Annotated in this window: 22 protein-coding genes; 12 read left to right on the top strand and 10 right to left on the bottom strand. The window is 45.8% G+C overall.

Annotated elements, in window-relative coordinates; genetic code table 11:
- The first annotated feature begins 83 nt into the window (after positions 1-83).
- Entirely contained in the window at positions 84-1,634 is a 1,551-nt protein-coding gene (locus INR79_RS08655) for a DUF3612 domain-containing protein (RefSeq protein WP_022550554.1), read from the top strand.
- Between the two features lie 70 nt (positions 1,635-1,704).
- Here the strand turns inward: INR79_RS08655 and INR79_RS08650 are convergent, their stop codons facing one another.
- Positions 1,705-3,165 (bottom strand): DEAD/DEAH box helicase, encoded by a 1,461-nt coding sequence (locus INR79_RS08650; protein ID WP_223096856.1) that lies wholly within the window; start codon positions 3,163-3,165, stop codon positions 1,705-1,707.
- Positions 3,166-3,619: 454 nt separating this feature from the next.
- On the opposite strand from INR79_RS08650, the gene INR79_RS08645 reads away from it, so the two are divergent.
- The 3 genes from INR79_RS08645 to INR79_RS08635 all read left to right on the top strand — a co-directional run bounded on the left by INR79_RS08645 (position 3,620) and on the right by INR79_RS08635 (position 5,835).
- The gene (locus INR79_RS08645) at positions 3,620-3,820 is read left to right on the top strand and encodes a hypothetical protein (RefSeq protein ID WP_223096855.1); all 201 of its coding nucleotides are present in this window, start codon (positions 3,620-3,622) and stop codon (positions 3,818-3,820) included.
- Positions 3,798-4,034 (top strand): hypothetical protein, encoded by a 237-nt coding sequence (locus INR79_RS08640; protein ID WP_022606730.1) that lies wholly within the window; start codon positions 3,798-3,800, stop codon positions 4,032-4,034. Before INR79_RS08645 ends, INR79_RS08640 begins: the two co-directional genes overlap by 23 nt.
- A 361-nt stretch (positions 4,035-4,395) precedes the next feature.
- On the top strand, positions 4,396-5,835 hold the full coding sequence (locus INR79_RS08635) for a glyceraldehyde-3-phosphate dehydrogenase (RefSeq protein WP_223096854.1): 1,440 nt from the start codon (positions 4,396-4,398) through the stop codon (positions 5,833-5,835).
- A 78-nt stretch (positions 5,836-5,913) separates the two neighbouring features.
- Here INR79_RS08635 and btuD read toward each other — a convergent pair whose 3' ends face one another.
- The 7 genes from btuD to INR79_RS08600 form a co-directional block, all read right to left on the bottom strand.
- Complete coding sequence (gene btuD, locus INR79_RS08630) at positions 5,914-6,663, bottom strand: vitamin B12 ABC transporter ATP-binding protein BtuD (RefSeq protein WP_223096853.1); 750 nt, start codon at positions 6,661-6,663, stop codon at positions 5,914-5,916.
- Entirely contained in the window at positions 6,650-7,645 is a 996-nt protein-coding gene (btuC, locus tag INR79_RS08625; RefSeq protein ID WP_223096852.1) for a vitamin B12 ABC transporter permease BtuC, read from the bottom strand. Before btuC ends, btuD begins: the two co-directional genes overlap by 14 nt.
- A gap of 60 nt (positions 7,646-7,705) precedes the next feature.
- A complete protein-coding gene (locus INR79_RS08620; RefSeq protein WP_223096851.1) occupies positions 7,706-8,740 on the bottom strand; it encodes a succinylglutamate desuccinylase in 1,035 nt (344 codons plus the stop codon).
- Positions 8,741-8,989: 249 nt separating this feature from the next.
- A complete protein-coding gene (locus tag INR79_RS08615; RefSeq protein WP_223096849.1) occupies positions 8,990-10,507 on the bottom strand; it encodes an aldehyde dehydrogenase (NADP(+)) in 1,518 nt (505 codons plus the stop codon).
- A gap of 45 nt (positions 10,508-10,552) precedes the next feature.
- On the bottom strand, positions 10,553-11,317 hold the full coding sequence (locus INR79_RS08610) for an SDR family NAD(P)-dependent oxidoreductase (protein WP_262415396.1): 765 nt from the start codon (positions 11,315-11,317) through the stop codon (positions 10,553-10,555).
- 14 nt (positions 11,318-11,331) lie between these two features.
- Positions 11,332-12,297: a C-terminal binding protein gene (locus INR79_RS08605; protein WP_223096847.1), complete on the bottom strand. Its 966-nt coding sequence runs from the start codon at positions 12,295-12,297 to the stop codon at positions 11,332-11,334.
- Positions 12,297-13,442 carry a fumarylacetoacetate hydrolase family protein gene (locus INR79_RS08600; protein ID WP_223096845.1) on the bottom strand — a complete coding sequence of 382 codons (1,146 nt, stop codon included), beginning with the start codon at positions 13,440-13,442 and terminating at the stop codon, positions 12,297-12,299. Before INR79_RS08600 ends, INR79_RS08605 begins: the two co-directional genes overlap by 1 nt.
- A gap of 280 nt (positions 13,443-13,722) precedes the next feature.
- Here INR79_RS08600 and INR79_RS08595 point away from each other — a divergent pair, with 280 nt between their 5' ends.
- The 8 genes from INR79_RS08595 to INR79_RS08560 all read left to right on the top strand — a co-directional run bounded on the left by INR79_RS08595 (position 13,723) and on the right by INR79_RS08560 (position 23,002).
- Entirely contained in the window at positions 13,723-15,192 is a 1,470-nt protein-coding gene (locus INR79_RS08595; RefSeq protein WP_223096843.1) for an aldehyde dehydrogenase family protein, read from the top strand.
- On the top strand, positions 15,189-16,709 hold the full coding sequence (gene xylB, locus INR79_RS08590; RefSeq protein WP_223096841.1) for a xylulokinase: 1,521 nt from the start codon (positions 15,189-15,191) through the stop codon (positions 16,707-16,709). Before INR79_RS08595 ends, xylB begins: the two co-directional genes overlap by 4 nt.
- A complete protein-coding gene (locus INR79_RS08585; RefSeq protein WP_223096839.1) occupies positions 16,706-17,377 on the top strand; it encodes an HAD family hydrolase in 672 nt (223 codons plus the stop codon). The genes xylB and INR79_RS08585 overlap by 4 nt, the downstream gene beginning before the upstream one ends.
- Positions 17,377-18,216: a MurR/RpiR family transcriptional regulator gene (locus tag INR79_RS08580; RefSeq protein WP_223096838.1), complete on the top strand. Its 840-nt coding sequence runs from the start codon at positions 17,377-17,379 to the stop codon at positions 18,214-18,216. Before INR79_RS08585 ends, INR79_RS08580 begins: the two co-directional genes overlap by 1 nt.
- A 29-nt stretch (positions 18,217-18,245) precedes the next feature.
- Positions 18,246-18,965: a ribose-5-phosphate isomerase RpiA gene (rpiA, locus tag INR79_RS08575; RefSeq protein WP_223096837.1), complete on the top strand. Its 720-nt coding sequence runs from the start codon at positions 18,246-18,248 to the stop codon at positions 18,963-18,965.
- Positions 18,966-19,267: 302 nt separating this feature from the next.
- Positions 19,268-20,353, top strand: a complete 1,086-nt coding sequence (locus tag INR79_RS08570) for a sugar ABC transporter substrate-binding protein (protein ID WP_004402924.1) — start codon at positions 19,268-19,270, stop codon at positions 20,351-20,353.
- 140 nt (positions 20,354-20,493) lie between these two features.
- Positions 20,494-21,999, top strand: coding sequence for a sugar ABC transporter ATP-binding protein (locus INR79_RS08565; protein ID WP_022592512.1), 1,506 nt, complete (start codon positions 20,494-20,496; stop codon positions 21,997-21,999).
- Positions 22,000-22,003: 4 nt separating this feature from the next.
- Entirely contained in the window at positions 22,004-23,002 is a 999-nt protein-coding gene (locus INR79_RS08560) for an ABC transporter permease (protein ID WP_223096836.1), read from the top strand.
- 52 nt (positions 23,003-23,054) lie between these two features.
- Here INR79_RS08560 and INR79_RS08555 read toward each other — a convergent pair whose 3' ends face one another.
- Both INR79_RS08555 and INR79_RS08550 read right to left on the bottom strand, forming a co-directional pair.
- Positions 23,055-23,666, bottom strand: a complete 612-nt coding sequence (locus INR79_RS08555) for a hypothetical protein (RefSeq protein WP_223096835.1) — start codon at positions 23,664-23,666, stop codon at positions 23,055-23,057.
- A 252-nt stretch (positions 23,667-23,918) separates the two neighbouring features.
- Positions 23,919-25,727, bottom strand: coding sequence for a M3 family oligoendopeptidase (locus INR79_RS08550; protein ID WP_223096834.1), 1,809 nt, complete (start codon positions 25,725-25,727; stop codon positions 23,919-23,921).
- Positions 25,728-25,729: the final 2 nt, after the last annotated feature.

Here is a 25,729-nt window from a genome sequence, read left to right as displayed (position 1 = left end):
CTTATTGTTCACTACATATTCACTTTAACTAAATATTTACTAAAATTTCACAAAGAAAATTTCACAATGTAAATTTTACAACTATGAAAAATACAAAAAGTCTATTTAGACAATCCCACTTTCTTGGGACAAAAATCCGTAACCTACGGAAAAGAAACAATTTAACGCTGGAAGATCTGTCGTCACGCTGTGTAAAACTGGACCCTGAATCTGCCCCGTCGGTCTCGTATCTGTCGATGATTGAACGCGGAAAACGGGTACCCAGTGAAGACATGCTAGAAGTGATCGCCTCTGTTTTTCAGAAAAATGTACAGTGGTTTCTGGATGATGCGCATGAACAGCAAGAGATTGTTCCGGAAAAAGGAAGCCGAGGTGGTATTCGGGGAATGGCACTAGAGCCAAGCTTTCTTTTCTCGAACGAAATCCTTCAAATTGCGATTCCAGAAATGCTTTCTCAGACTGGTACAACGGGCAGACAGTTCGCTCACCTGCTGATTCGTGCTCATCAGGAGCATCACCAGAATCACTTTCCTGACTTAGAGCGTGCAGCAGAGGAGATCGGCAAAAAGCGGATGCCACTCAGCGTGGACGATCTACTGGAGATCTGTGACAACATTGGTCTGAAAATTAAATGGTTTGATGAAACGCCTGAAACCAGCATCAGCTCAAATGGTGTTGAAATTAAGCGAGTGGTTCGATCGTATTTTGAAGCGCCTGATGTTCTTCACATGAATAAGATGCTGAAAAAGGATGCGATTCGACTAAAGTACGACCTTGCGGTGAACATTGGTCATATGGTATTGCACGACGGTGATGGTGAAAAGAGCATGGTTATCGCAGACAGTAACCCCAGCTATGGTGTTCGCGATCAGTCAAACCCCGGAGGTTCAGTGGAGCTGGATTCCACGAAGATTCTTCATGCGTGGCGCGACTTTGAGTGCTCTTTTTTTGCTGGTGCACTACTCTGTCCCAGAGTCCCTTTCAGGCAACTGCTGGACAGAAACGGTTATGAAATCAGTGTGTGCAAGCAAGCGGGGGTTTCAGAATCTATCGCTATGAGGCGCATGACCGCGGTTTCTCCATATCCGCACTGGCACTATTTTGATGCTTACAACCCAGGAAAGCTGAAAGCGGTCTATCGAGGAAACGGGATTCCTTTGCCCTGGGGCAACATGAGAATGGTGGAGGATCCTTGTCAGCACTGGTCTGTATTCAGAATGGTTTCAAATGAAGATAAGTTGAACGATGACCGGACTGTCGCTCAGATTTCCATTTTGATGCAGAACGATGTGCCTCATATTTACTGTTGTGAGTCTCAAAAGGTGACGGATCTCGCCGGAAACCCTCACGTGCTTTGCACGGGTGTCGATCTTAACCCGGCAATTGATGCGCAGGGGCATGATTCTATTGCAGTAGCTACTCTGTTAAAAGAAGCGTGCGTTCAGAACGGTGGCACCGCAGTAATCCCATTGAAGGTACGTAAGCTTCTAATGACGGTGGCGAGAATTCTGAATATAAACTGGGTAGAACGGGGAATAGACAATCGGGCGAGGTTGATTTGTTCGCGTGGTGCTGTTTGCCCTCGGGTTCCTAAATGCTACAGCAACGAGGATTCCTGCTTAGAGCAGATCTGAATGAGCTAAAATAAGTCCATATTGAAAGAGCGCCAAAAGGCGCTCTATTCTTTATGATTTTTAGCTAAGGTTACTTGATGGTATTGGTCGGCTTTGGTTTACGACGACGCTTTGGCTTGTTAAAAGGTTTGCCACCCTCTTTTGAAGGAGCGCCTTTCTTACCTGCATCTTTGTTGGCTACGTTCGCTTTGCCGTTTGGACCTTTTCCATTTTCATCTTTTCCACGACGTCCTGCTGCACCATTTCTTGGATTAGGCTTGCGTTTTGGTTTTGAAGGTTTCTTACCCGTTTCATCTGTGTTGTTAGGATTAGCACTTCCTTCTGGTGCAAATTTCTTTTTCTTCTTAGGCTTTTTCGGTTTAACCGGTCGAGTGTCCAGCTTAGATTCTGGAAGTGCGTGAACTGGCGTGTAACCTTCCACAGTTTCACGAGGAATAAGCTTCTGAATTAGACGCTCAATCGCAAACAGCTCTTTGGCTTCATCGGCACAAACTAATGAATAGGCTTGGCCTGACTCGCCGGCACGACCTGTACGACCAATACGGTGAACATAGTCTTCTGGCACGTGTGGAAGCTCGAAGTTAACAACCTGTGGCAATTGAGGAATATCTAACCCACGAGCAGCGATGTCGGTTGCTACTAATGCCCTAACCTGCCCGGTTTTGAAATGCTCCAGAGCTTTGATTCGAGCGCCCTGACTTTTATTACCGTGAATTGCGGCAGCAGAAATATTCTCGCTTTCCAGGAATCGGCTTAGTCGGTTCGCACCATGTTTGGTTTTCGAGAAAATAAGTACCTGAGACCAGTCGTTTTCTTTAATTAGCTTGGCAAGAATGGACGGCTTCTTCTTTTTATCGACGTTGTACAGATACTGTTCGACGGTTTTTGCAGTCGCGTTAGGTGGGCTAACTGAGATTTGTTCTGGGTTATGAACCAAGCCTTTAGCCAACGCGCGAATATCGTCTGAGAACGTAGCCGAGAACAATAGGTTCTGACGCTTCTCTGGCAGCAAAGCCAAGATCTTTTTGATGTCGCGAATAAAGCCCATGTCTAGCATGCGATCCGCTTCATCTAGGACCAGCACTTCTAGCTGTGAAAACTTCACGGCGTTTTGCTGGTAAAGATCGAGTAATCGACCTGGTGTTGCGACCAGTACATCTGAACCTTTACGCAGTTTCATCATCTGTGGGTTAATTTTAACGCCACCAAATACCACGTTTGAATTCACGTTCAGATACTTGCCATATTTCACCACGCTGCCGTTAACCTGTGCAGCCAACTCTCGGGTCGGAGTAAGAACCAGCGCCCTTACGTGGTTACTTTTCGCACTTTTACCACCAGCCAAACGCTGCAGCAAAGGCAATGTGAAGCCTGCAGTTTTTCCTGTTCCGGTTTGTGCGGCTGCCATCACGTCTCTTCCTTGAATCACTGGAGGAATGGCTTGTGCCTGAATTGGTGACGGGGTTTCATACCCCAATTCCTCAATTGCTCTTAGAAGTTCTGGTGACAGCCCCAAAGAGGAAAAACTCATAATATTGTACTCGTTAGAATGATGGCACAGAGTGCCCAAAAAGGGCGTTATTCTCAGGGTTTAACGCTTTTAAAGCAACAACAGTTTTGATTTTATACCCAAGTAACCTCAACATGCTTGGTTCAGCGAGAATTAACTGGCTTTCAGGCAAGACACCGATTTGAAGATCTAGTGGCTCTAAATCAAGAATCGGTAACGCAGTATGAAAGCCAGTTAAACTCGCCCTTGGGAGCCCATATTCTGCCCCTTTTCATCGTCAAAGAACTTGGAAAGGACCAGTCATTCCGCTGCGTTCTTTTCCTTGAACTGGAACAGAATATGTGGCTCTGAATCCTGCATCTTGAGGTCACTTGGGTATATCTATTTTAGTCGTTTATGTTTCTGAACTTCACATTCATCTTTCATTCATAGATCTTTCCTTATTATCAATTTCAACAATAAAGAAGGAGACAAAATGAAAAGATTCTTAGTTTCTATCGCATCCATAGTAGTGGGATTAATTACGCTGTTCACCGGTCTGTTTATGGCGGTATTCATTGGCATTGCCGCATTGATTATGGGCAAGAGAATGGAACAAAAAATGGCAAAAGAAGGTTTTGCACCAAGACGAGCTGCTGTCATAGAAGGAGAATATGATGACATCACAAGCAAGTAAGCGAACTCGTATTAAGCAGGCATTACGCAAACAAAGTGTATTTGTGTTTTATTTGGCGGCATTAGCCACAACTATTGTACTGACTTACCCTGAGTCGGATCACAAAAACAAAGATTCACAACTGGCTCCTGAACCTCAAATTGAATTGCAGCAAGTAAATTTTGAGTTCAGCGATTTAAAAAGCCGTAACGAAGGACAAATATTCTCCATTTAACGGCGGCAAGGCGAAATTGCCGCCAACCTCATCACAAATAATGATGTAACGATTTCATCTATAATTAATATTATGTGACACCAATCGTTTACGTCGCAAAATAAGCCTCTTCAAATGTAAATATTTTGTTGTATTTCTATTTGATAATTCCCGGGTTACAAGAAACTTTAATCCATTAAGTCTCTCATACATCGCACTTCACACCACTATTAATTTTACTAGCAGAATAAGCCACTCAACTTTACACTCTTCACGCAAAATAATAACAAACACCCTACAAAATACGATTCCCTAATCCAGCTTATGATTGAGCCGTGAGGCTGTATCTAAGCTAAAAAACGTGAAAAGGTCCAAAGTAAAGATGAGTCCAGAAAAATACCTTCTAGACTGGCAAACCAGCCAAACTAACGCTGAATCCATCTCCCCTCTTCTTGGTCAGCTTTATCGTCAAAAAGGCGTAGAAGTGTTGTTGTTCGGAAGACCACTGATCAACGCATCTACCATTGATATTGTTAAAGCTCACCGTTTAGCCCGACGTTACGTCGGAGATGATCTTTCTCCAGCTCAAACACTGCCCGTTTTAAAGCAACTCAACGAGATGTCCCTATCCCCTTGCCGAGTTGACATTGGTCAGTTAGCCCATGGCTATTGGCAAAACAATGAAGATGAAAGCAACCTTAACGATTACCTTGCTAGCGCATTAGTGCAACCGCTAAACGGCGAACCAATGACAGAACCACGCGACGTCGTGCTGTACGGTTTCGGACGAATTGGTCGCCTTCTGACTCGCCTATTGGTCGAGAAAAGTGGTCCTGGTTACCCACTAAGATTGCGCGCTATTGTGGTTCGTGGTGGTAAAAAAGGCGACTTAGAAAAACGGGCAAGCCTGCTACGCCGTGATTCTGTTCACGGACAGTTTAATGGCAGCATCATTATCGATGAAGAACGTAAGGCACTTATCGCTAACGGAAATTACATCCAGTTTATTTATGCGAATAGCCCGGAAGAAGTCGATTACACTCAGTACGGAATCCAAAACGCTCTGGTTGTCGACAACACAGGTGTTTGGCGCGATGCAGAAGGCCTTGGTCAACATGTCGCTTGCGCAGGTGCATCCAAAGTGTTGCTAACCGCTCCGGGCAAAGGCGACATTAAAAACATTGTATTTGGTGTTAACGAAAACATGATTCAGCCTGAAGACAATATTGTGTCTGCTGCGAGCTGTACCACCAATGCGATCACACCTGTATTGAAAGCGATTAATGACAAGTATGGCGTTGATTCCGGTCATATTGAAACTGTTCACTCATACACCAACGATCAGAATCTGATTGATAACTTCCATAAAGGTGAACGCCGTGGACGCAGTGCTTCGCTTAACATGGTTCTGACCTCTACCGGTGCGGCGAGCGCAGTGGCTAAAGCGCTGCCAGAACTGGCTGGAAAGCTTTCTGGTAACTCGATTCGTGTTCCTACACCAAACGTTTCAATGGCGGTAGCCAACTTGAACCTGAATGCTGAAGTATCCAAAGAAGAGCTGAATCAGTACCTGCGCGAGATGGCACTCAACTCTCCACTGGCCGGTCAAATCGACTACACAGAATCTACAGAAGTGGTCTCTACAGACATCGTAGGCTCACGTCATCCAAGTGTTGTCGATGGCGCTGCCACTATTGCTCAGGACAATCGCTGTGTTTTGTACATTTGGTACGACAATGAATTCGGATACAGCTGCCAGGTCGTGCATTGTATGGAACAGATGATGGGTGTGAGATACAAGACTTACCCTGTTGTCTCTTAGCTAGAACTTATTAAGTCATTATTTTAACTATAATAGTCCCACTATTCCGCCCACGCTCCACTGGGCGGTTTTTTGTTTCTAGCGGAAGATCAAATGCGGGTGTCTGTCTATGTCTACTCTTCGAATCGAGGTCTGGTAGGTTTTTGCCAACAGTTCCGGCTGCATAACATCATCTGTATTGCCAAATCCTTTCAGAGTACCGTTGTCTAACAAAAGAACTTTTGAAGCATATTGAAGGGTGCGGTTTAAATCGTGGTTAGCCATTACAACCGTAATGCCAAGCTCTGATATTTGCTGAATCAATTCATACAATAAAGCTTCTTGCCCTATATCTAAGGGCGCGGCAGGTTCATCCAGAATCAGTAGTTTCCCGTATCGATTCCATTCCGGCATGATTTGAATACACATAGCAGCTAACCTGACGCGTTGCCACTCTCCACCCGACAAAGTATGGGTTTCTCGGCTTAGCTTGTCCGATATGTTCAACTGTTCCAGTAATTCGTCTAGGGATTTTCCAAGATCATTCAAGGTATGCCCGACGGGCACAGACAAAGATAAGAATTGAATGACGGACATGGAGAACGCTGGTCGCTCTTGCTGAGTCAGATAAGCTCGCGCGAGTGCCAACTGTTCTAGCGTGAGCGATTGAATATCTTCGCCGTCTAGCTCTACGTTTCCTTTGAAAGGCAACAAACCGGAAATTGCCGAGAGTAATGTGCTTTTCCCACTTCCATTGGGACCAATTACATGAAGCACATCCCCCTTCTCTATCTGAAAGGAAAGAGGAAGTAATCTTGTGCCAACGGACAGTGAATTAACGTAAATCATGATTTCGTAATAGCATCCAGATAAAGAATGGTGCACCAATCGTTGTTGTTACAACACCCAGCGGCAATTCCGCCGAATCAAGAGAGATACGCGCCAGTATGTCGGCAAAAACCAATAACCCTGCCCCTGCAATCGCAGACATTGGCAGTAGATATTTATTTTCCGTTCCAAACGCTAAACGCAGCAAGTGAGGAACCACCAAGCCAACGAAGCTGATAATGCCACCAAGGGCAACAGACATGCCCACCAGCAAAGAAACCGCAAGAATTAAACGCCAGCGAAGTCTGTCTACATTAACACCCAGTTGCTTCGCGTGTGTTTCACCAACCATGAGTTTGTCGAGCTTGGTGCCTTGAAAACAGATCCAAACAATGACGGGGATCATCAGCAGAGTCAGGGTGTGCTGTTGCCAACTGGTTCCGCCTATGCTTCCCATCAGCCAGTACATGAGCACACGCATACTCATATCGTCACTGAAGTAAAACGCCCAGGTTACGACCGCGCCAGACAAAATACCCAGTGCCACGCCAACAAGCAGCAGTCTTGGCGTGCTCAATTTCATGCTTCTCGCCATGCCCACGATGATCAGTGTGAAGCAAAGAGAACCGACAATTGCAGCTAACATCGAGACTTCTGGTGTTGGCATCACGGGTAACAGAAACAGTACGACGACCATGGCTAAACTTGCCCCTCCCGAGATCCCTAACACCCCAGGCTCAGCAAGCGAGTTCCCCAGTAAAACCTGCAAACTGGCACCGGATATAGCCAGTGCAGAGCCAATCGCAAGCGCAGCAAAAAGCCTTGGCAGGCGCAGCTCAGTCAAAAGCATGTTATTGAGAGGTTCAAGGTAGTTGAACGGGGAGATAAAGACTTCACCAATAGAGAGGTAAGCCAAACTAAGAAACATGAGAGCAACTGCGCTTATCAGAAAGGACTTTTTCCAGCGTTTTTGCTTTTGTTGAAGAAGATGATTAACGTTCATATCGGCATGGTTAGTCAGTATCCCGCTACCATACCGATATCAAACCGGGTTAGGCAAGTATCAATCCAAGTTATTTGATACTAACTGTTCGTTTTCAAAGCGAGTTTCTGTTTCGACAACTATGACAACCGCACGTTGCCCCAGTGCGACTTTTGGGTTTGGGAACACAATCGCTTCACTCTGCGCTTCTGCATAAAGAAGCTCATCGCCATCAAATCCCAGCAACTCTCCTTTATCAAAACGAGTAAAGTTCGCTACGTCATCTTTAAAGGTGAAACTGAAATCCAAATGATGCTTAATAATGGTTCGGTTTACCGCATAAACCTTCATTGATTTTGGATCTTCAGAATAAGAAGAGTGCGAAATCAGCGCTCGGGTAGCGGAATCAAATTGGCTAAGAACAGACAGATCGTTTTCACCCAATTTAGACACTCGCCCAAGCTCCATTGTTAATGCTTGAGCACCATAAAAATGTCCGGTGTGCCAGCTAAAGGTACTGGTAGGTGAATTGGAAAGCAGTAAGGCCTCAATGTGCCCCGCTTCCAGGAATTCACAAAGGGCTCGTGAGCGTACAGGGTGGTCAACATAAGGGCTAACTGCGAACGTAAAGTGCTCCGAAGCTCGGATGGCACAATGTAGATCCAAATGCCAGCGAGCCGATTGCTCTGTGCCTTCGTAAAATGCCTTTACGTGCTTCTTAAGCTTTTGAGCTATCTCGGTTTCTATCGTCTCAGGGCGTTCGGTTTCATCAAACAGGCGGTTTAAATTCTCTGTCACAAAGCGGGTATGCTGATTGGTCGCCTGAGGGTGACCGAGAATAAACAAACAACGAGCAGAAGGTTGAAAAGCATCAGAAACAATATCGTTAACCAAGCGGTCAACTAACTCCATCGGTGCGGTTTCATCACCATGAATACCAGCAGAAATGATCACCTGACGAGATTCGGGCGAAGTATTTACCGGCTCCCAAAGCAGAACCCCACGATCAATCCAGTTTAACTGCCCAGAAGAAAGAGTTAAGGTTTTCGACTCAAAAGCACTGTCTGTGTCCAGTGTGTCGTAGAGAAAAGACTGATTAAAAAACGAACCTTGCATTGTACAACTCCCTGTTCGGCTCATGGCTTGTTGCAGCAATGTTACATCTGGGTAAAGTGGAAGTACATACAATATAGAAAAGATTTAGACATAGTCACCGAATAATCAAATTGTAAGCGTCATAAACTCTAACAACTTTGAAATTCACAAAATGACTTACTATTCATGCTATTAGAATATTTAGTTTTAAAGGCAGGTAAAAAGGCTTTCGACTAACTGGTTGAAAGCCTTATCTTCAGTAGATAAAAACTACTTAAATACCTTTGGTAAAAGTACATCAGGAAAGTTCTGGAAACAGACTGGACGCAGAAAGCGTCGAATGGATAACGTACCGACCGAAGTTGCACCAAAATTCGTTGAAGCCGGATAAGGTCCACCATGCACCATGGCATCAGCAACTTCTACTCCTGTAGGAAAACCATTAACCAGAATTCTACCCGCTTTTCGTTGCAACACTGGAAGCAGCTGCTCTGCCTGTATTATGTCAGCTTCTTCCATATGAATGGTACAAGTAAGCTGACCTTTGATTTTCCGTGCAATGGTAAAGACTTCTGATTCGTCCTCTGCCAGAACGACCAAACCCAAGGGACCAAACACCTCTTCCTGAATGTGTTCGTTTTCAATGAAGTTCTGACCGCTTGTTATATATAACCCCGGAGATGCATTCCGTACTCCTGCTTTCGCCGCGATAATTTTTTCCACACCAGTAGATTGACTCATCGCTTTGCTTCCATCGCAATAAGCCGACGCGATACCTTCTGTTAGCATGGTTTGATCTGCAGTTTCGGCTAACTCCAATTCAGCCAGTTGGAGAAATTCTTCAACTCCTTCCGATTCTCTCACCAAGACCACTACCCCCGGATTTGTACAGAACTGTCCTGCTCCCATTGTGAGTGAAATCGCCCAACCCTGCGCCAGCTCTTTTGCTCGCGCTTTAAGTGCACCTTTGAGCACAAAAACAGGGTTTACGGAACCAAGCTCGCCAAAGAAAGGGATAGGTTCTGGTCTGGCTGCACATAAATTAAATAGCGCACGACCTCCAGCTAAGGATCCGGTAAAGCCGACTGCCTGTATATTCGGATGAGTCACCAACCGTTCACCAACACTCCGATCCCCGCCCTGAACCAAATTCAGTGTGCCAACGGGAATACCGCATCGAATGGTTGCTTTTTCCACAGCGGTCACCACCAGCTCACTCACTCCCGGGTGAGCCGAGTGCCCTTTAACAACCACAGTGCAACCTGCTGCTAACGCGGCTACGGTATCCCCACCAACCACAGAAAATGCCAAAGGAAAGTTTGATGCCCCAAATACAGCAACAGGACCTACAGGCATCTGAGCCATATTTAATTCTGGGCGTGGAAGTGGTTTTCTTTCAGGTAGTGCCTTATCTTTTCTGATATCCAAGTGCATACCTTCCCGGATATGCTGGGCGAATAATCTAAGTTGGCTAGTGGTTCGCCCGCGTTCCCCTATAAGCCTTGGTTCTGGAAGACCTGTTTCTAAAACTCCGATTTCAGTGATGTCATCACCTATTAGATCCAGTTCTTCGGCAATTGCATCCAAAAAGTCCGCCCGCTGGTTAGCACTAAGATGATTGTATTCTAAAAACGCCGATTCAGCCGTTTCGCAAGCTTTATCTATAAGCTCTGCAGTTCCACAATAAAACTGCTTTGGTTCTCCTTGAGTTGGAGCGGAATAAAATCGTTCTCGCCCTTCCAACCAATTTCCACCAATGTAGTGTTTTCCAGTCAATGTTGAATTCATTGTTCTTTCCTTGAGTTAACGATCCTAAAACAACTCGGGCTTACCTTAGAGGCAGGTATATCCACCATCTACGTTCACTATGCTTCCCGTCATCAAGCTGGCTGCTGGTGATGCAAGAAACTGCACAACGGATGCAATTTCATCTGGGTTACCCATTCGCTTCATAGGCGTCATATCAATCCATGTCTGTTTAAGTGCGGGATCGATGTCTACATCATTGAGCAGTGGAGTATTAACATAAGTAGGCGCAATAGCGTTCACTCTGACTCCTCTATCTGCCCACTCTACTGCTAGTGATTTTGTCAGTTGATGCACAGCGGCTTTGGATGCGTTGTAATGACATTGTGGCTGTGGCGTATTAACCACAAACCCAGACATGGAACCGATATTGATTATGGAGCCTTTACCCTGTGCCAACATCCCTTTACCAAACGCACGGCATACTCTGAATACACCATTTAAATTGACGTTGATAAGGTTATTCCAGGCATCATCTGCCATCTCCTCAGCTGCATAGTTATTGGCGATACCAGCGTTACAAACCAGAATATCTAAAGTGGGCAGCTTTTCGGCCAACGCTTCAATCGCAACCGTATTTGTTACATCAAGTTCAAACGCTTCAGCCTTATATCCCAACTCCCGAATGTGAGTCGTTGTTCTTTTTGCTGCCTCGAACGAAAAGTCGGTGCAAAAAACTTTTGCGCCCATTTCTGCCAGAGCCTCAGCGCAAGCAGCACCGATACCACGTCCCGCACCTGTTACTAATGCTTTACTATTTTCAATACTCAGCTTATCTCGGTAACTCATCATCTGATTCTCCTTTTTCAAAAGCGAGTTAGCTCACATCGCAGAGGTTCATGATTGATTGCTCGCTCTCCCTCTTCGGCGGCCAGACGTTGCAGATTTCTGACCGATGCCTCGGAGTAGAAGGCTGCGTGAGGTGTTAACCAAACATTAGGGCAATCTCGAAGCGGGGAATTTTCAGGTAAAGGTTCTCTTTCAAAGACGTCTAACCCGGCACCAAATATATGCCCTCTTTGAACAGCTTTCGCCAAAGCCTCTTCATCGATTAATCCGCCACGAGACACATTGATCACTATCGCCCCTTGTGGCATCCGCGCGATCATTTCTGCGTTTAAAACATGGTGGGTTTCTGGGGTGTAAGGTAAATGGAATGAGACAATATCCGAGGTTTCAACTAGCTGCTCAAATGTCACCATGTCTACGATTACGTCAACTTGATTAACATAAGGGTCATAAGCCTGAATTTTGCACCCAAAGGCTTCTAATCGTGTTGAAAGAGACCGGGCGATTCTGCCAAAGCCTACAAGCCCGACCTGGCAGTCTCGTAATGATTTGAGTTCTCCAACAATTTGTTTTATTGACCAGTGTTGGTTTCTGATGCCTTTGTCATACAACGCCAGTTTTCGGGCTAACGCTAGTATCATCGCCATGGCATGATCAGCCACTTCGTCTACTCCGTAATCTGGCACGTTGCAGACATGGATACCAAGTTGGTTAGCCGCAACCAAATCTACATTATCGACACCCACACCATAACGAATCACAGTCGCACCGGGTTCCATCATTTTCATAACTTCCGGTGTAATCGGGGCAAAATTGTTGAACACAACCGATGCCCCCTTCACAGCGTTCAGAGTCTCTTCTTCCGTTACACATTGATGATCGCTAAATTGCGCGCCGACACGGGAAGCCATGCGTTGCTCATTTTCTACCGAACCAAAAGCCTGATCGGTGACCACGACTTTTATCTTTTCGACCGTACTCATCACAAAAGACCTCTTTGCGCCAGGCTGGTCATCAGAGCCCGTGTTCCAAAACGCCAGGGAGCGGCATGGTCGGAACTCACAACGGTATTTTTGAGTTCACCAAGATATTGACTGCTTATAGTGACAACGTCACCGTACTCATGAGTAAAACCACCACCTTCTGAATACCTATCCTGTGTTGGGGCAAACATAGTACCTAAAAACAGCATCAATCCATCCGGGTATTGGTGGTTACTGTTTATTGTCTGGCGCACCAGATTGTCGGGTGAACGGCTGATTTCACTCATATTGGAGTTTCCGTTGAGTTGAAAACCCTGTGTTCCAACTATGGTCAGTGCTATTTCCTCATTTGCCACATCAGACAAAGAAAAAGATTCATCAAATAAACGAATAAAAGGTCCAATCGCGCAGGATGCATTGTTGTCTTTGGCTTTACCTAACAGGAGCGCAGAACGCCCCTCAACATCACGCAAATTCACATCATTGCCTAGTGTCGCCCCTCGGATCACACTCTTTTCGTTTACAGCGAGAACCACTTCAGGCTCAGGATTGTTCCAGTTAGAGAGTGGGTTGATGCCTATCTCAGCTCCATACCCGACAGCCGACATAGGTTGCGACTTGGTGAACACTTCGGCATCTGGTCCTATTCCAACTTCAAGGTATTGAGACCACAGCCCCTCTTTTATGAGTGTTTCTTTTACCTGACTGGCGAGTTCTGAACCGGCTTCAAGATTGGATAAGTTAGACCCTATTGTTTCTGCAATCCGTTCTCGAATCACATTTGCCCGTTCAGAATCCCCCTGCGTTTGCTCATCGATTACTCGCTCGACCATGCTTTTAGCAAAGGTCACACCGCATGCTTTAATTGCCTGAAGATCACAAGGTGCGAGCAGACAGTTGTTAGACGTATCAGGGCACATAGCTTCTGGCGAATGAACAAAGGATTCAATGCCTCCTAAATCCTCACCATTTAGGTCATCGTAAAGAGCCGATAGATCAGCGTTCAGTGCATCCGTTATCGTTGGGAAGTGATGTGTAATGTCGAGTAATCTGTCTTCCTTGACTATGACAATTGATGGTCCAGAGTGTTTGGAACGCCACACTCTTCCCAATAGTTTTGCGCTTTTCCTGTCCTTAGGTAACATACCGACTCTCCTTATAAAGTAGTTTAACTACATTCATAATGACAAATCGATCAAAAAACAACCAGTAATATTTATTTTTACTAGATTTGTTCTTAATTATTTATTATCAATTAGTTAAACAAATTTACCATTCTTCCATCTTGCCTTTACGGTTAATTCATTACCACATCTCTCACATTTGAAACACCCATTAAAGTAGTTTTACTATATATTGAGTAACAAATCGGTACCGTACTTGACAGAAATGCCGTCAAAAACCACCAAGGATAAGGTGACATTCATGATCGATGAGTTATCAGAAACCACTTACATTAATGGTCACTGGATACGTCCAGCAGGTAAGTTGACCCCTGTCGTTAACCCTGCCACTGGGCAAGTAATTGGCTCAATTTGCACATCTACGCCAAAAGAAGTGGACGGTGCAGTTGAGGTAGCCGAAAGTGCATTTCAACATTGGTCTCAACTCTCTGCTAAAGAACGAGCGAATTTTCTTCACCAACTTGGCGACGCAATAGAAGCGGACGCAAAGTCTATCGCACAGGTGATGACAACCGAGCAGGGCAAGCCGTTAAACGAAGCAAAAGGCGAAATCCTTAAGCTCGCCGAGACCTGTCATTTTTACGCGGAAGAAGCGGTACGCATTCATGGGGAGTCCTTTCCGAATGACAGCAACGATTTTGAAAGCCTTGTTATTCGCGAACCCATTGGGGTGGTTGCTGCGATTACTCCCTGGAACTATCCCGCAGAATTAGTGGGTTGGAAATTATGTGCTGCTCTGGCGGCCGGATGCACCATCGTCATTAAACCTGCTGAGCTCACACCATTTACCGCATTAGCCATAGCTAAGAAGGTAGAACAAGTCAGCATTCCCCCTGGAGTAGTTAATTTTGTAACAGGTTCTGGCAGTACCGTTGGTCAGACGTTGGTTGAACATCCCACTGTAAAGAAAGTGGCATTTACCGGATCCAGTGAAGTCGGTTTGAAGATTCAGCAATCGTGTAGAAACATCAAAAGACTTTCTCTCGAACTCGGTGGGAACTGCCCAATGGTCGTGACTGGTTCTGCCAACTTGGACGAAGCCGTCAAAGGCGCATCAAGACGTTCGTTTAGAAACAACGGTCAAATTTGTATAGCGATTAATCGTATCTATGTTGACCGCAGCCTGTATTCCAAATTTGTAGAAAAGCTGGCTGAAAGTGCAAGCTATCTCACTGTGGCAAACGGGCTGGATTCGCCAGACGCAGACGTGGGCGCTCTTGCTTCTGAAGACGTATTGAAAAAGACACAAGAACATATTGCTGACGCGTTAGATAAAGGTGCAAACCTTTTAGAAGGCGGGCTACCTCCGATAGGTCAGGAGTTTAAGCAAGGGCTCTTCTTTCGCCCTACTGTGCTGGTTGACTGTACGCAGAATATGAAAGTAATGAGCGAAGAGACGTTTGGACCAGTGGTAGGTGTCGCGCCTTATGATTCTTTGGAACACGCCATAGAGCTTTGCAACGATACCCCTTACGGTCTCGCCGCCTATGTGTATTCCAAGCACATGGATGAAACCAAATTCCTGACCTCCCGGCTCGATTACGGAAATGTTGCCGTTAACAACGTAGACGCTGGCATTATCAACGCACCCTACGGTGGGAGAAAGCAGAGCGGTGTGGGATATGAACATGGTCGGGAAGGTATGCTGGAATACCTGCAGTTCAAACACATCAGAACGCGCTTTGAACAACCGGGGAGATCTGAACAATGAGCTCTGGGTTTCTGGGAATAGACATAGGCACGTCAGCTTGTAAGGCTGTGTTGCTGGACGAAAACGGCAATATCATCGCAAGCCAGACTCAAGCTTACGGTTTTGAACAGCCCTTCCCTGGCTGGGTTGAACAAGACCCAGAGAGTTGGATTCAAGCTGCAGCAAACGCAACAAAGCGAGTCTTATCCAAATCAGGAGCTCCTTCCGTGTCCTGCGTGGGATTGTCTGGGCAAATGCATGGTTTAACGCCCTTAGATAGCAATTTCAAGGTTATAAGACCTGCAATCTTATGGAACGATCAGCGAAATAAAGCCGAATCGGACGCCATTCATGACCATTTTGGCGGTGCAGAGAAGTTAGCAGAAAGCACAAGTAACCAAATGCTTGTCGGATATACCGGAGGAAAGATCCTCTGGATGAAAAATCACGAACCCGATAACTATCAGAAATTACGTCATGTGCTCAACCCAAAAGATTATCTTCGCTTGGTTTTGACAGGAGAGCTCGCGACAGAAGTGTCGGACGCTTCTGGTACTGGCTTGTTTAATGTCGCTAACAGGGTTTGGGCATGGGATGTTATCGACTCACTGGGCATCGAACGTTCACTGCTGCCCTCCTGCTATGAATCCAGTGTGATTTCGGGAAAAGTCTCCGCATCAGCCGCTCAAATTTTTGGTATCCCTGCAGGGACACCTGTCATTGGCGGGGGCGGCGACGCAGTGATTCAGACGTTTGGTTCAGGAGTTGTCCGACCCGGTGAATTACAAACCACCATCGGCACAGCGGGCATTTTAGCTACCGCACTTTCCTCGCCGATTACCAATCCACAAGGCAAAGTTCAGGTCTTTTGTAACCTCTCACCTGACAAATGGCATTGCATGGGAGTATCACTGAATGCTGGCTCATGCCTTACCTGGCTTTCCAGACTGATTCAGAGCTTTGGTGTAACCGCTCCCGATTACGAATCAATGGCAAAACTGGCGGCTCAGTCATCTGCAGGCGCAAATGGACTATTGATGATGCCTTATTTGAACGGTGAACGTTGCCCTCACCCAGAACCTGACGCACGAGGAGCTTTTGTTGGACTGAATTCAACCCATCAAGCGCCCGACTTATGCAGAGCGGTAATGGAAGGTGTGGCCTATTCCCTGTATGACATCTATTCCTTAATGAACTCAATGGGCATTAATAGCGACGTCATAAAAGCATCCGGAGGTGGTGCCCAATCTTCATTGTGGAGACATATTCAGGCAGACCTTTTTGATGCCGAAGTTCAGACAGTTTCCGGTGCTGCTGAAGGGGCGGCTTTCGGGGCAGCTATGCTTGCAGGTGTAGGTATTGGTCACTGGTCCACACTCGAAGAAGCCAGCCTATGCTGCAAGGAAATCACAACTCAGTCTCCTGACAAAGAAAACCAGATTATTTACAGGGACAGGTTCAAAGCTTATCAGGCTTTGTACCCTCTTTTAAGCCCCATCGTTCAGTCACTCAATTCAAGCGGAGAAACAGCGTTATGAGCGAACACTTAAAACAGTACGACGCATTCATCTTCGATCTTGATGGCACTTTGATCAACAGTGCTCCTGACATCGCAGCATCCATGAATAGAGTGCTGGCAGATTTTGGGCAGGAGTCGCTTTCTACCTCTGAAATTGAACGTTTTATCGGATTTGGTTCTGAGAGGCTGGTGGCTGATGTATTGGATATCTGCGGTCTTTCAATGACCCGTGAACAGTTGAAAGAAGCTGTGATTCAATACAACCAATATTACAACGAGTCGCCGGCAACTCTGACAACCTTCTACCCCAATGTAAAAGAAGACTTGGAAATGTTAGCCCAGAAAGGTTACAAACTGGGGGTTTGCACCAACAAAACCCACAAGCTAACACAGACCGTTCTTCGGCTTCTGGGAATTGATAACCTAATTGACGTAGCGATTGGGGCGGATGCAGTCGAGAGATGTAAGCCTGATCCGCTGCACTTGATTGAAGTCGCGAAGCGGATGTCATTGAATGGCAAGCCATGGGCATACATTGGCGATACCCCCGTAGACCAGCAAACCGCCGAGAAAGTCGGTGTCAGTTTCTTTGCTGTCCCTTGGGGTGGCGGATCAGAGCTAAAAATAAACGAGCAATACAGATTATCGCGCTTGAGTGATTTAACAACTTTTCGAAAGGAACCTTAATGAGTACCAGCCTGCTTCATAAAATCGTGCATGAAATGGATGACATGAAAAGCGCAGAGCGCCGTGTCGCGGAATTTGTCAGTGCAAAGCCTGACAAGGTCATCCATATGAGCATTGCGTCTCTCGCCAGTGAATGTTCGGTGAGTGATCCGACGATCATGCGATTTTGTCGTAGGTTTGGATATGACGGTTATCAGAGCTTCAAGCTGAACCTTGCGCAACAATTAGTCCCTTCAGCCCCTTTTGTTTATGAACAGATTACCGCTAGTGACAGCGTGGATCACATTGTTCGAAAGACCTGTCGCAACTCACTAAATGCCATCCAGAGAGCTATGGAAGACATCGCACCAGAACAAATTGAAGAAGGGGCAAAGCTTCTTTCTAAAGCCAGTTACATTGGGATTTACGCTTCTGGTATCTCGGAAGTCACGGCTCTTGATGCTGAACATAAATTCCAGCGATTAGGATTGAGATGCAACGCGTTAGTACGTAAACAAAGGCAATGGCTGCATGCAGAACGTTCTAAACCACAAGAAGTCGCCTTTATATTTTCTCAGTCCGGCGCGACTAGGCAACTGGTGGAGATCGCAACAGCAGCACGAGCAGGTGGCGCAAGAGTAGTTTCAGTCACCGCCAGCGATAGCCCACTCGCCGCAGTTTCAGACGTAACCATTGCAATCACACCCTATGAACGTACCGAGCTGTTGACCCCTTTGGCTTCGCGCCTAAATCATCATTTGGTTGTCAACATGCTGGTGACAGCTATAGCCGTTACAAGCGGAAGTGAGTTCCCGGACCAGCTACCTGCCCTGGACTCGTGGCAAACGGAAAAGCTTTAGCGTTCTAGTTAAGTAAAGGAATACAGAATATGTCTCAAGACGATGCGAAAAAACTATCGGGAATTAGAGCTATCGATGAATTTGTACAAGATGGCATGAAACTAGGGCTCGGTTCAGGCACAACTTCTCACTTCTTTGTTCGGGAGCTAGGAAAACGGGTCGGCGAGGGACTTAAAGTCACCTGTACCACGACATCACGCTCGACCAATGAAGTCGCACAATCGGTGGGGATTGAAATCATCGACCCCAACCAAATTGGCGAGATTGACCTCACCATCGATGGTCCTGATGAAATTGATCGCAACTTCAATATGATCAAAGGCGGCGGAGCCTGCCTGTTGTGGGAGAAAATCATCGCCCATGCCTCTAAGAGAATGATCACCGTATGCGACGAAAGCAAAATCGTGGAGACACTTGGTGCATTTCCTTTGCCTATTGAAGTGGTTCAGTTTGGCTGGAAACAGACCGAGCAGCGCATATCAGATGTACTTAATGCACATGTGGGAAGTCGCGTCAAAATCATTCGACGACATCAAGGCGAAAAGCCAGTCATTACAGACAGTGGACACTTTATTCTCGACTGCCATTGTCAGGCTATTCCGTCTCCGGCAGTGTTAGAAACGGCTCTAAATATGATTCCCGGTGTCGTTGAAAATGGACTTTTTACACGTGAGTCAAACGGGATGGTTGTGGGGCGGTTTGACGGAACCAGTTTTGTTGTTACTCAAAAAGCTAGTAAAACTTCATAAATTAAACAAACAGTTAGAATTCGCTTTTTTGTTTTGATTTTAAATGTATTGATGCCCTCGATAAAAAATACAAGGTGACCACCCAATAGGTTACCAAACCTTGGAACGTTAGATGGTAATTAACGAGATGAGCCTTATCAGGGTTTGTAGTCTTTGAAGACGACGCTCGCTGCCTAAAGAACCAGTTGTACTAGACAGCATCTATCGCCTGCTCTTTAAAAGCTATGCAAACCCAAACAGTTAAGTAGTAAAACTAGGTACTCTCACTTCACATTCAGTAACACGACATGGAGATGGTTGATATGACTGATGTAAGTAAACTGGACCGCCGCACCATTTTAAAAGCAGGTGCGGCATTAGGGGTAAGCATGCTTGCTGGACCCAACATGGCATGGGCAAAGGATCGCGTTTTTGTCCCTTACAGTAACAAGAGCCTTGATTATTATTTCTTCGTTATTCAGGAAGAAGCGGTAAAAAGAGCCGTTATGAAAAACGAATGGGAATTTCAGGCAACCAATGCTAACTTTGATAACACACGGCAATTGGAACAGTGGCAAAGCCTGATGCTTCGTAAACCTTCCGCCATTGTGAGCGACCCAATAGACAGCCAGGCAATTGTAAGTGTGATTAAGCGCTATAATCGCCAAAACATTCCGGTTGGTATCATTGATACACCTGCTGATGGTGGAGATGTCGCAATCACCGTGAGTTTTGATAACTACATTGGTGGTGTTATGGCTGCTAAGCAGATCATTCAGCGACTCGAGCAGAAATACGGCGAACCCAAAGGGACAGTGCTCAACTGTTTTGGCGCCCTACAAAGCGTGGCGTGGCGTTTGAGAAAAGAAGGCATGGACGCCGAGTTTGCCAAATACCCCAACATTAAGTATCTGGCGCGCCCGACTGAAGGTCAGCTCGAAAAAATGCTGTCCGTAACTTTGTCTACCCTTTCCGAATACCCTGATTTAGATGCGGTCCATGCGCCATCAGACTCCCCTTCCCGTGGAATCGTAACGGCGCTTAAGCAGAAAGGTCGCTGGAAAAAAGTGGGTGAAGACGGACACGTTATCTTCGTCAATATTGATGGTGAGCCTATAGCGGTGAAATGGATCCAAGAAGGCTATATGGATTCCTGTGTCTCTCAAGATCCCATTGCTTATGGGGAAATTGCCGTCGAGCTTTTGCAAAAGTACGCGATGAAAGGACAACCTGTCCCTATTGGTCCTTATGAAAACAAAAAGTACTTCTGGGAAAAGGCTGAAATTGTTAATGGCAAAACAGGTCCAACGATGATCATCCCTCCTTTTGTTATTGACGGCAGTAATGCAAAAGACCCAAGGCACTGGGGATCGGTTGCCGAAAAAGATTGGGGCATTGCCTACACCTAAGCTAGTTTCGCCTGAAAGAATTATTTTCAGGCGAGTTTTTTATACCAATCACAGTAAGTGTTCAGAAATAGCTTTTTAACAAGCCAAAATGGGCAGTTAATTATTCTGATTGGTGTTACGTCATTCGCAAAGGAACTGAAATGAGTGCCAATCTAGCAAGCCAAGGGAATGATCAAGAGATCGCACTGGAAGTCGTCAATCTGTCAAAACAGTACGGGCAGTTTACGGCTCTGGACAATGTCAGCCTACGCCTGAAGCAAGGGACAATTCACGGTTTACTGGGTGAAAACGGAGCAGGTAAAAGTACACTTGTGGGGCTGATTTCTGGTCAGAATACAGCAACATCGGGGAGCATTATTCTCAATGGACTTCGTGTTGAGAATGCCGACGTACGGGAAATGGAAAAAGCGGGAGTGTTTCTTGTTACACAGGAACCGATGATTGTTGATCACTTGACCGCTGCCGAGAATCTGATGCTCGGTATATGGCCAAGCAACCACGGCCTCGTTCAATGGGGAAAACTGGAATCCGACGCACAGGAGATGTTGGAAGGCACAGGGATCGATCACAATACTCTGGCAGGTCAGCTAGACGCGGTTGCCCGAAGAAAACTGAATATACTTCGCGCCATGTTCAGTGGTGGCAAAGTCATTATTCTCGATGAACCTACGACCTCTTTGAGCGTTGAAGATCGTACTCACCTATTCGATTTTATGCGCCGCCTTAAACGTCAAGGAGTCACATTTATCTTTATTTCCCACTACAACGACGAAATCCTTTCTGTGTGTGATGCGGTTTCTGTGTTACGTGACGGAAAACTTGCAGGCAGTTCCGAGCACGTTGACCAACTTAGCTCTGAAGATTTATCTGAACTCGTAGTCGGTCATAATCTTTCCCTGTTTCAACGAAAGCCACATAACTTCCAGCAATTGGACGAAGGTGTCAGTTTTAAAGGCATTCACAGTGATGGTGTTCACTTAGAGCACCTTCACATAGCAACTGGGGAAATTGTCGGGTTTACCGGGCTTCCCGGTTCGGGTGCGAAAGAAACCGCTCGCGCCATTTTCGGGCTTCAACCCGCCAAAGGCTTCATCAAACTTGGAGCTGAAAGTGCCAGAGCTTTACCTCAAGACCCACACGATGCCTTTGATGCCGGTATCGCCTTTCTCTCTGACGACAGAAGGAAGGACGGCTTACTCGGACAAATGTCTATTGAGCAAAATATATCGCTCTCTTGCTTAACTCACCTCTCTCATTCTGGGTTTATCGACTCTGAACAAGAACACCGAATCTGCGAACAATACTTTGCATCCATGAACATAAAGGCTGCCAATTCAGAAGCACTTGTTGACACTTTGAGCGGTGGAAATCAACAAAAAGTATGTTTGGGAAGAGTACTCGCAACCAAGCCTAAACTTCTGATTCTGGATGAGCCCACACGGGGGATCGACATAGGTGTTAAGCAAGACGTGCTCAGAATTATAGATGAGCTGAGTGAATCCGGAGTTTGCGTAATTATCGTTTCGACTGATACGGACGAACTCGCACGAATTACTGATCGCGTTTGCGTTTTTGAGCAAGGCTCGATTCGACGTGAGTTGACTGGTAGTGAACTCACTAGTAACAGCCTGAGAGCCAAGGAGTAAGGTTATGGAAATGGAAGTCACAGCCAAAGAAGAGAAACCGACAAAGCAAATTTCTAGTAGCCCGTCAAAACTAGGCTGGGTGCTGCACAACGTAGTGTGGATATGGTTAATCGCGTTGGTAATTTTGTTTGGTGCATTTAATGAGTTTTTCTTCACGCTCTTTAATATGCAAAACATTATGGTACAGGCAACCGTATTGGGGATGCTTGGGCTAGCTATCGCCTTGCCACTTTTGGTTGCTGAGATCGATCTGTCCATCCCTGCCAATATGGGTTTTTCGTCCGCCATTGGCGCAATGGCTCACACACAAATGGGACTGCCATGGTGGATGGGCGTACTCGTTGGACTTATCACAGCGACCGCTATCGGATTCTTTAATGGACTATGCATAACAAGACTGAGAATGGTCTCTCTCATTCAAACTCTTTCAATGATGATCATCCTTCAAGGTGCCTTACTTGCTCTGACTCAGGGCAAAACAATCACCAACCTTCCTGATGGATATGTCTGGATTGGGCAAGCGACCTTCGCAGGCGGATGGCCAATCATGCCAATGGTGTTCGTTTTATCGCTAATTGCTATCGCAGTCTTGTTGCGTAAAAGCGTTCTCGGACGTTGTATCTATGCGGTCGGAGGGAATCCAGTAGCATCCAAAGCTGCGGGGATTCGAGTAGAACGTACCAAGATCATCACTTATACCTTAGCGGGGTTTCTCGCAGGTTTGGCTGGATTTCTTCTGGCATCGTGGCAAATGGCGATCACCTCAAACCAGGGTGAAAGCTTTCTTCTATACGCCATCGCTGCACCAATCATCGGCGGTGTAAGTGTATTTGGCGGCAGAGGAAATGTTGTTGGTGTATTGGGAGGAGTGTTGTTGCTGACGGTAATCCAAGTGGGTCTGGCGATCATCTCCGTCCCTTCTTTTTATGTCGGAATCATCGGAGGTGTCATGATTTTCATAGCCGTTGCGATAGATGCAATCAGAGTTCGCTATTTTGGCTGAGCCAATTAAAAGCCCTTTCCTTAAAACAATAAGGAAAGGGCTAGAAATTTTTTTACTTCTCAGTTTTATTGCCTTCAACTTTTACAATCGAATCCGCAGTTAGCTCGTAGTAATAGGCATCTTTGTCGATGTTGAAAATTTCCCACTTATCATCAAAATCATGATGAGTTCCCGTAAATCTTATATTCACTTTAGCTCCATGATCGATGAATTCGATAATATCAACCACTTCTGGAGAATCATAACTGTCTTTGTCACCAGGGTTAATATTAAGTGAGTCTAAATATATGATATTCTTATCATTTAAGTTGTATACACGCACACCCCATGATTGATCGGCACCAATCTCAGCAATCAGAAGCTCATAGTTGCGTGTCTTAACAAAATACGGATAGTAGAAATCAGCATCCCCAAAGTCAGTTTCAGTGAGCAGAACTTTGCCATCACGCTCAAACGTAGTAGTCATTCCCCAACCCGCACACACAGAAAGCCGAACCGAAGAGCCGGGAATAACATACATATTTTTGCATTTTGGCTTGTCTGATGACCAAGATCCTTCGTTTTGAGAAAGCTCCTCAAGAGGAACTATTTGCAGCGAATTATTGGATTCAGAAAACCCACTAAAGCTCACGCTAAGCAAAAACAAACAAATTATGTATTTCATACCAACCCTATCTACTATCAGAAAGCCTATCTGAACCCGCGTGTTATACACCTACTTCACACCATGGAAATTCAAAATGGTTATCTTGTTTCTAACCAATATGCCACTTGTTACTTTTGGCAAACTAATTGAATCGGTATAACAAACCAATACCGCGTTACATATGTAGAGATACATGATCGGACATTTGCGAAGGACATCGCACTAGGATGGAAGTAACCCCAAAGTTTTTTCTTTGGGGTTAACAAGGAGTTAACTATTAATCTTCGCTAGAAGTGCTTCAAATTCTGAGATTTTTTGACCAACCTGATCAATGCTTTGCTGCCAGAAAGCTTTCTCTTCTAAGTTCATACCTAAGTGCTTGAGTACGACCTCTTCTGCTTTCATTCGACCCGTATCGCGTAGTAACTCAACATAATCTGGGTAGAAACTCTCGCCTTTGATTTCACGTTGGGCGTAGACCCCTTTACTGAATAGATAACCAAACAGGTACGGGTAGTTGTAGAAATTGACTTCGGGAATACTGAAGTGAAGCTTACTGGCCCAGAAATAAGTATCGGATTCTGGCATTACGCTGCCGTACCAGTCTTTCCAGGTTGTATCCATTAGTTCACAAAGTTCATCGGCTGTGAGCTCTGATTCTTTGCGCTTAGCGTAAAACTCACGTTCGAATTCAAAACGTACTGGGATATTAAGCATGAACGCCACGCAGGCAAACAACTCTTCCCATAGCATTTCCAGCTTGTCTAAATCGCTTTCTGCCTTTTCTAACAGGGCATCACGTACGATGTTTTCCGCAAATACGGAAGCCGTTTCAGCAAGAGTCATTGGGTAGTAGGTTTCTGCTAACGGCATGTCCGTCATCACCCAGTTGTGGAAGGCATGACCAAGCTCGTGTGCAAGCGTGATCAAATCTTTCTGGCTACCGTTCCATGTCATAAACACCAAAGGTGTTCGGGAACTTGGCAGTTTTGTACAGTACGCGCCCTGACGTTTGTTCGGCTGCGGCGCTGCGTCTATCCACCCGTTCTTCACCATAACGTCGACAAACTCAGCCATTTCAGGGGAAACTGAAGCGAACGCCTCCTTGATGATCTGAATGGCTTCATCGAACTCATAAACCTTGGTTTTACCGTTGGTAAGGGATGGCATCGCTGCGTGCATGTTCCATGGCGTTAAAGTTTCGCCACCACGAACGATTGCCATCAGACGAGCCGCTTTTTGAGATAACTCTTTGTTGTCTCTCGCACTTTCAATGAGTGCATCTAATGTATCTTCTGAAATTCGGCTGTCGAACAGGCTTGGAGATAAGAAATTGGATATTCCACGCTTTTCCGCTTCAGTGTGACGCCACCCCGCAAGGGCATTCACAATGGAAGCAAATGATTCACGATGCGTTTCCATGGCAGTCTGAATAGCTCGCCATGTTGGCTCATGCTTATCTACATTTCCACTGAACAACTCGCTTGATGCTTGGGAATACGCTAAGGCTTCCCTTTCACCATTTCCGTAATCCACATCTACTTTTAGAGTGCCAGTCAGGTTATCGTACATTCTTCCCCAAGCCAGTTTGCCATCAACTTCCAGAGCTGATAGCAACTGCTCTTGCCCAACCGAGAGACGTTCAGAGGCTTTCTCTCTTAGCAGACGAATTGCAAACTTCTGAGCCTGAACATCCGACACTTCGCTTGCCAAAACAGCATCAACGACAGACTGTTCAGCTGTAGCGAGTGTATCGAGGTATGGGCTATAGGCTTGCTGCAGATTTGCATCGAGCTTTACCGCTCGACCATATAACTGTTTAGCTTTTGCATGCGTCGAGTCAACTGACGCACAACAGCTCGCAAAATTGCCTACAGTACGGAGGATTTTTCTGATGTTTTCGTAGGTTTGGATCGCTTTCTGTAGGCTTACAACTAATTTATCGCCTTCGCCTAATCCTTTTTTTGAATGATAGTTAAGCTGATCGATACCTTGTTCAACAGTGTGAATGTCCTTTTCTATCTTGGCATCGTTAATACTTTGGTAGGCAACACTGAGGTCCCAGCTTGGAGCTGTCATTA

The organism is Vibrio sp. SCSIO 43132 (genome assembly GCF_019904195.1).
Lineage (GTDB): Bacteria > Pseudomonadota > Gammaproteobacteria > Enterobacterales > Vibrionaceae > Vibrio > Vibrio nigripulchritudo.
The sequence above is the reverse complement of the archived record's forward strand: the minus strand, read 5'-3'. Positions and strand labels throughout refer to the sequence as shown.

What these genes read in the sequence shown, in the direction of transcription:
- INR79_RS08655 (WP_022550554.1), top strand. Translation starts at nt 84, where the DNA reads ATGAAAAATACAAAAAGTCTATTTAGACAATCCCACTTTCTTGGGACA.
- INR79_RS08650 (WP_223096856.1), bottom strand. Translation starts at nt 3,165, where the DNA reads ATGAGTTTTTCCTCTTTGGGGCTGTCACCAGAACTTCTAAGAGCAATT.
- INR79_RS08645 (WP_223096855.1), top strand. Translation starts at nt 3,620, where the DNA reads ATGAAAAGATTCTTAGTTTCTATCGCATCCATAGTAGTGGGATTAATT.
- INR79_RS08640 (WP_022606730.1), top strand. Translation starts at nt 3,798, where the DNA reads ATGATGACATCACAAGCAAGTAAGCGAACTCGTATTAAGCAGGCATTA.
- INR79_RS08635 (WP_223096854.1), top strand. Translation starts at nt 4,396, where the DNA reads ATGAGTCCAGAAAAATACCTTCTAGACTGGCAAACCAGCCAAACTAAC.
- btuD (WP_223096853.1), bottom strand. Translation starts at nt 6,663, where the DNA reads ATGATTTACGTTAATTCACTGTCCGTTGGCACAAGATTACTTCCTCTT.
- btuC (WP_223096852.1), bottom strand. Translation starts at nt 7,645, where the DNA reads ATGAACGTTAATCATCTTCTTCAACAAAAGCAAAAACGCTGGAAAAAG.
- INR79_RS08620 (WP_223096851.1), bottom strand. Translation starts at nt 8,740, where the DNA reads ATGCAAGGTTCGTTTTTTAATCAGTCTTTTCTCTACGACACACTGGAC.
- INR79_RS08615 (WP_223096849.1), bottom strand. Translation starts at nt 10,507, where the DNA reads ATGAATTCAACATTGACTGGAAAACACTACATTGGTGGAAATTGGTTG.
- INR79_RS08610 (WP_262415396.1), bottom strand. Translation starts at nt 11,317, where the DNA reads ATGATGAGTTACCGAGATAAGCTGAGTATTGAAAATAGTAAAGCATTA.
- INR79_RS08605 (WP_223096847.1), bottom strand. Translation starts at nt 12,297, where the DNA reads ATGAGTACGGTCGAAAAGATAAAAGTCGTGGTCACCGATCAGGCTTTT.
- INR79_RS08600 (WP_223096845.1), bottom strand. Translation starts at nt 13,442, where the DNA reads ATGTTACCTAAGGACAGGAAAAGCGCAAAACTATTGGGAAGAGTGTGG.
- INR79_RS08595 (WP_223096843.1), top strand. Translation starts at nt 13,723, where the DNA reads ATGATCGATGAGTTATCAGAAACCACTTACATTAATGGTCACTGGATA.
- xylB (WP_223096841.1), top strand. Translation starts at nt 15,189, where the DNA reads ATGAGCTCTGGGTTTCTGGGAATAGACATAGGCACGTCAGCTTGTAAG.
- INR79_RS08585 (WP_223096839.1), top strand. Translation starts at nt 16,706, where the DNA reads ATGAGCGAACACTTAAAACAGTACGACGCATTCATCTTCGATCTTGAT.
- INR79_RS08580 (WP_223096838.1), top strand. Translation starts at nt 17,377, where the DNA reads ATGAGTACCAGCCTGCTTCATAAAATCGTGCATGAAATGGATGACATG.
- rpiA (WP_223096837.1), top strand. Translation starts at nt 18,246, where the DNA reads ATGTCTCAAGACGATGCGAAAAAACTATCGGGAATTAGAGCTATCGAT.
- INR79_RS08570 (WP_004402924.1), top strand. Translation starts at nt 19,268, where the DNA reads ATGACTGATGTAAGTAAACTGGACCGCCGCACCATTTTAAAAGCAGGT.
- INR79_RS08565 (WP_022592512.1), top strand. Translation starts at nt 20,494, where the DNA reads ATGAGTGCCAATCTAGCAAGCCAAGGGAATGATCAAGAGATCGCACTG.
- INR79_RS08560 (WP_223096836.1), top strand. Translation starts at nt 22,004, where the DNA reads ATGGAAATGGAAGTCACAGCCAAAGAAGAGAAACCGACAAAGCAAATT.
- INR79_RS08555 (WP_223096835.1), bottom strand. Translation starts at nt 23,666, where the DNA reads ATGAAATACATAATTTGTTTGTTTTTGCTTAGCGTGAGCTTTAGTGGG.
- INR79_RS08550 (WP_223096834.1), bottom strand. Translation starts at nt 25,727, where the DNA reads ATGACAGCTCCAAGCTGGGACCTCAGTGTTGCCTACCAAAGTATTAAC.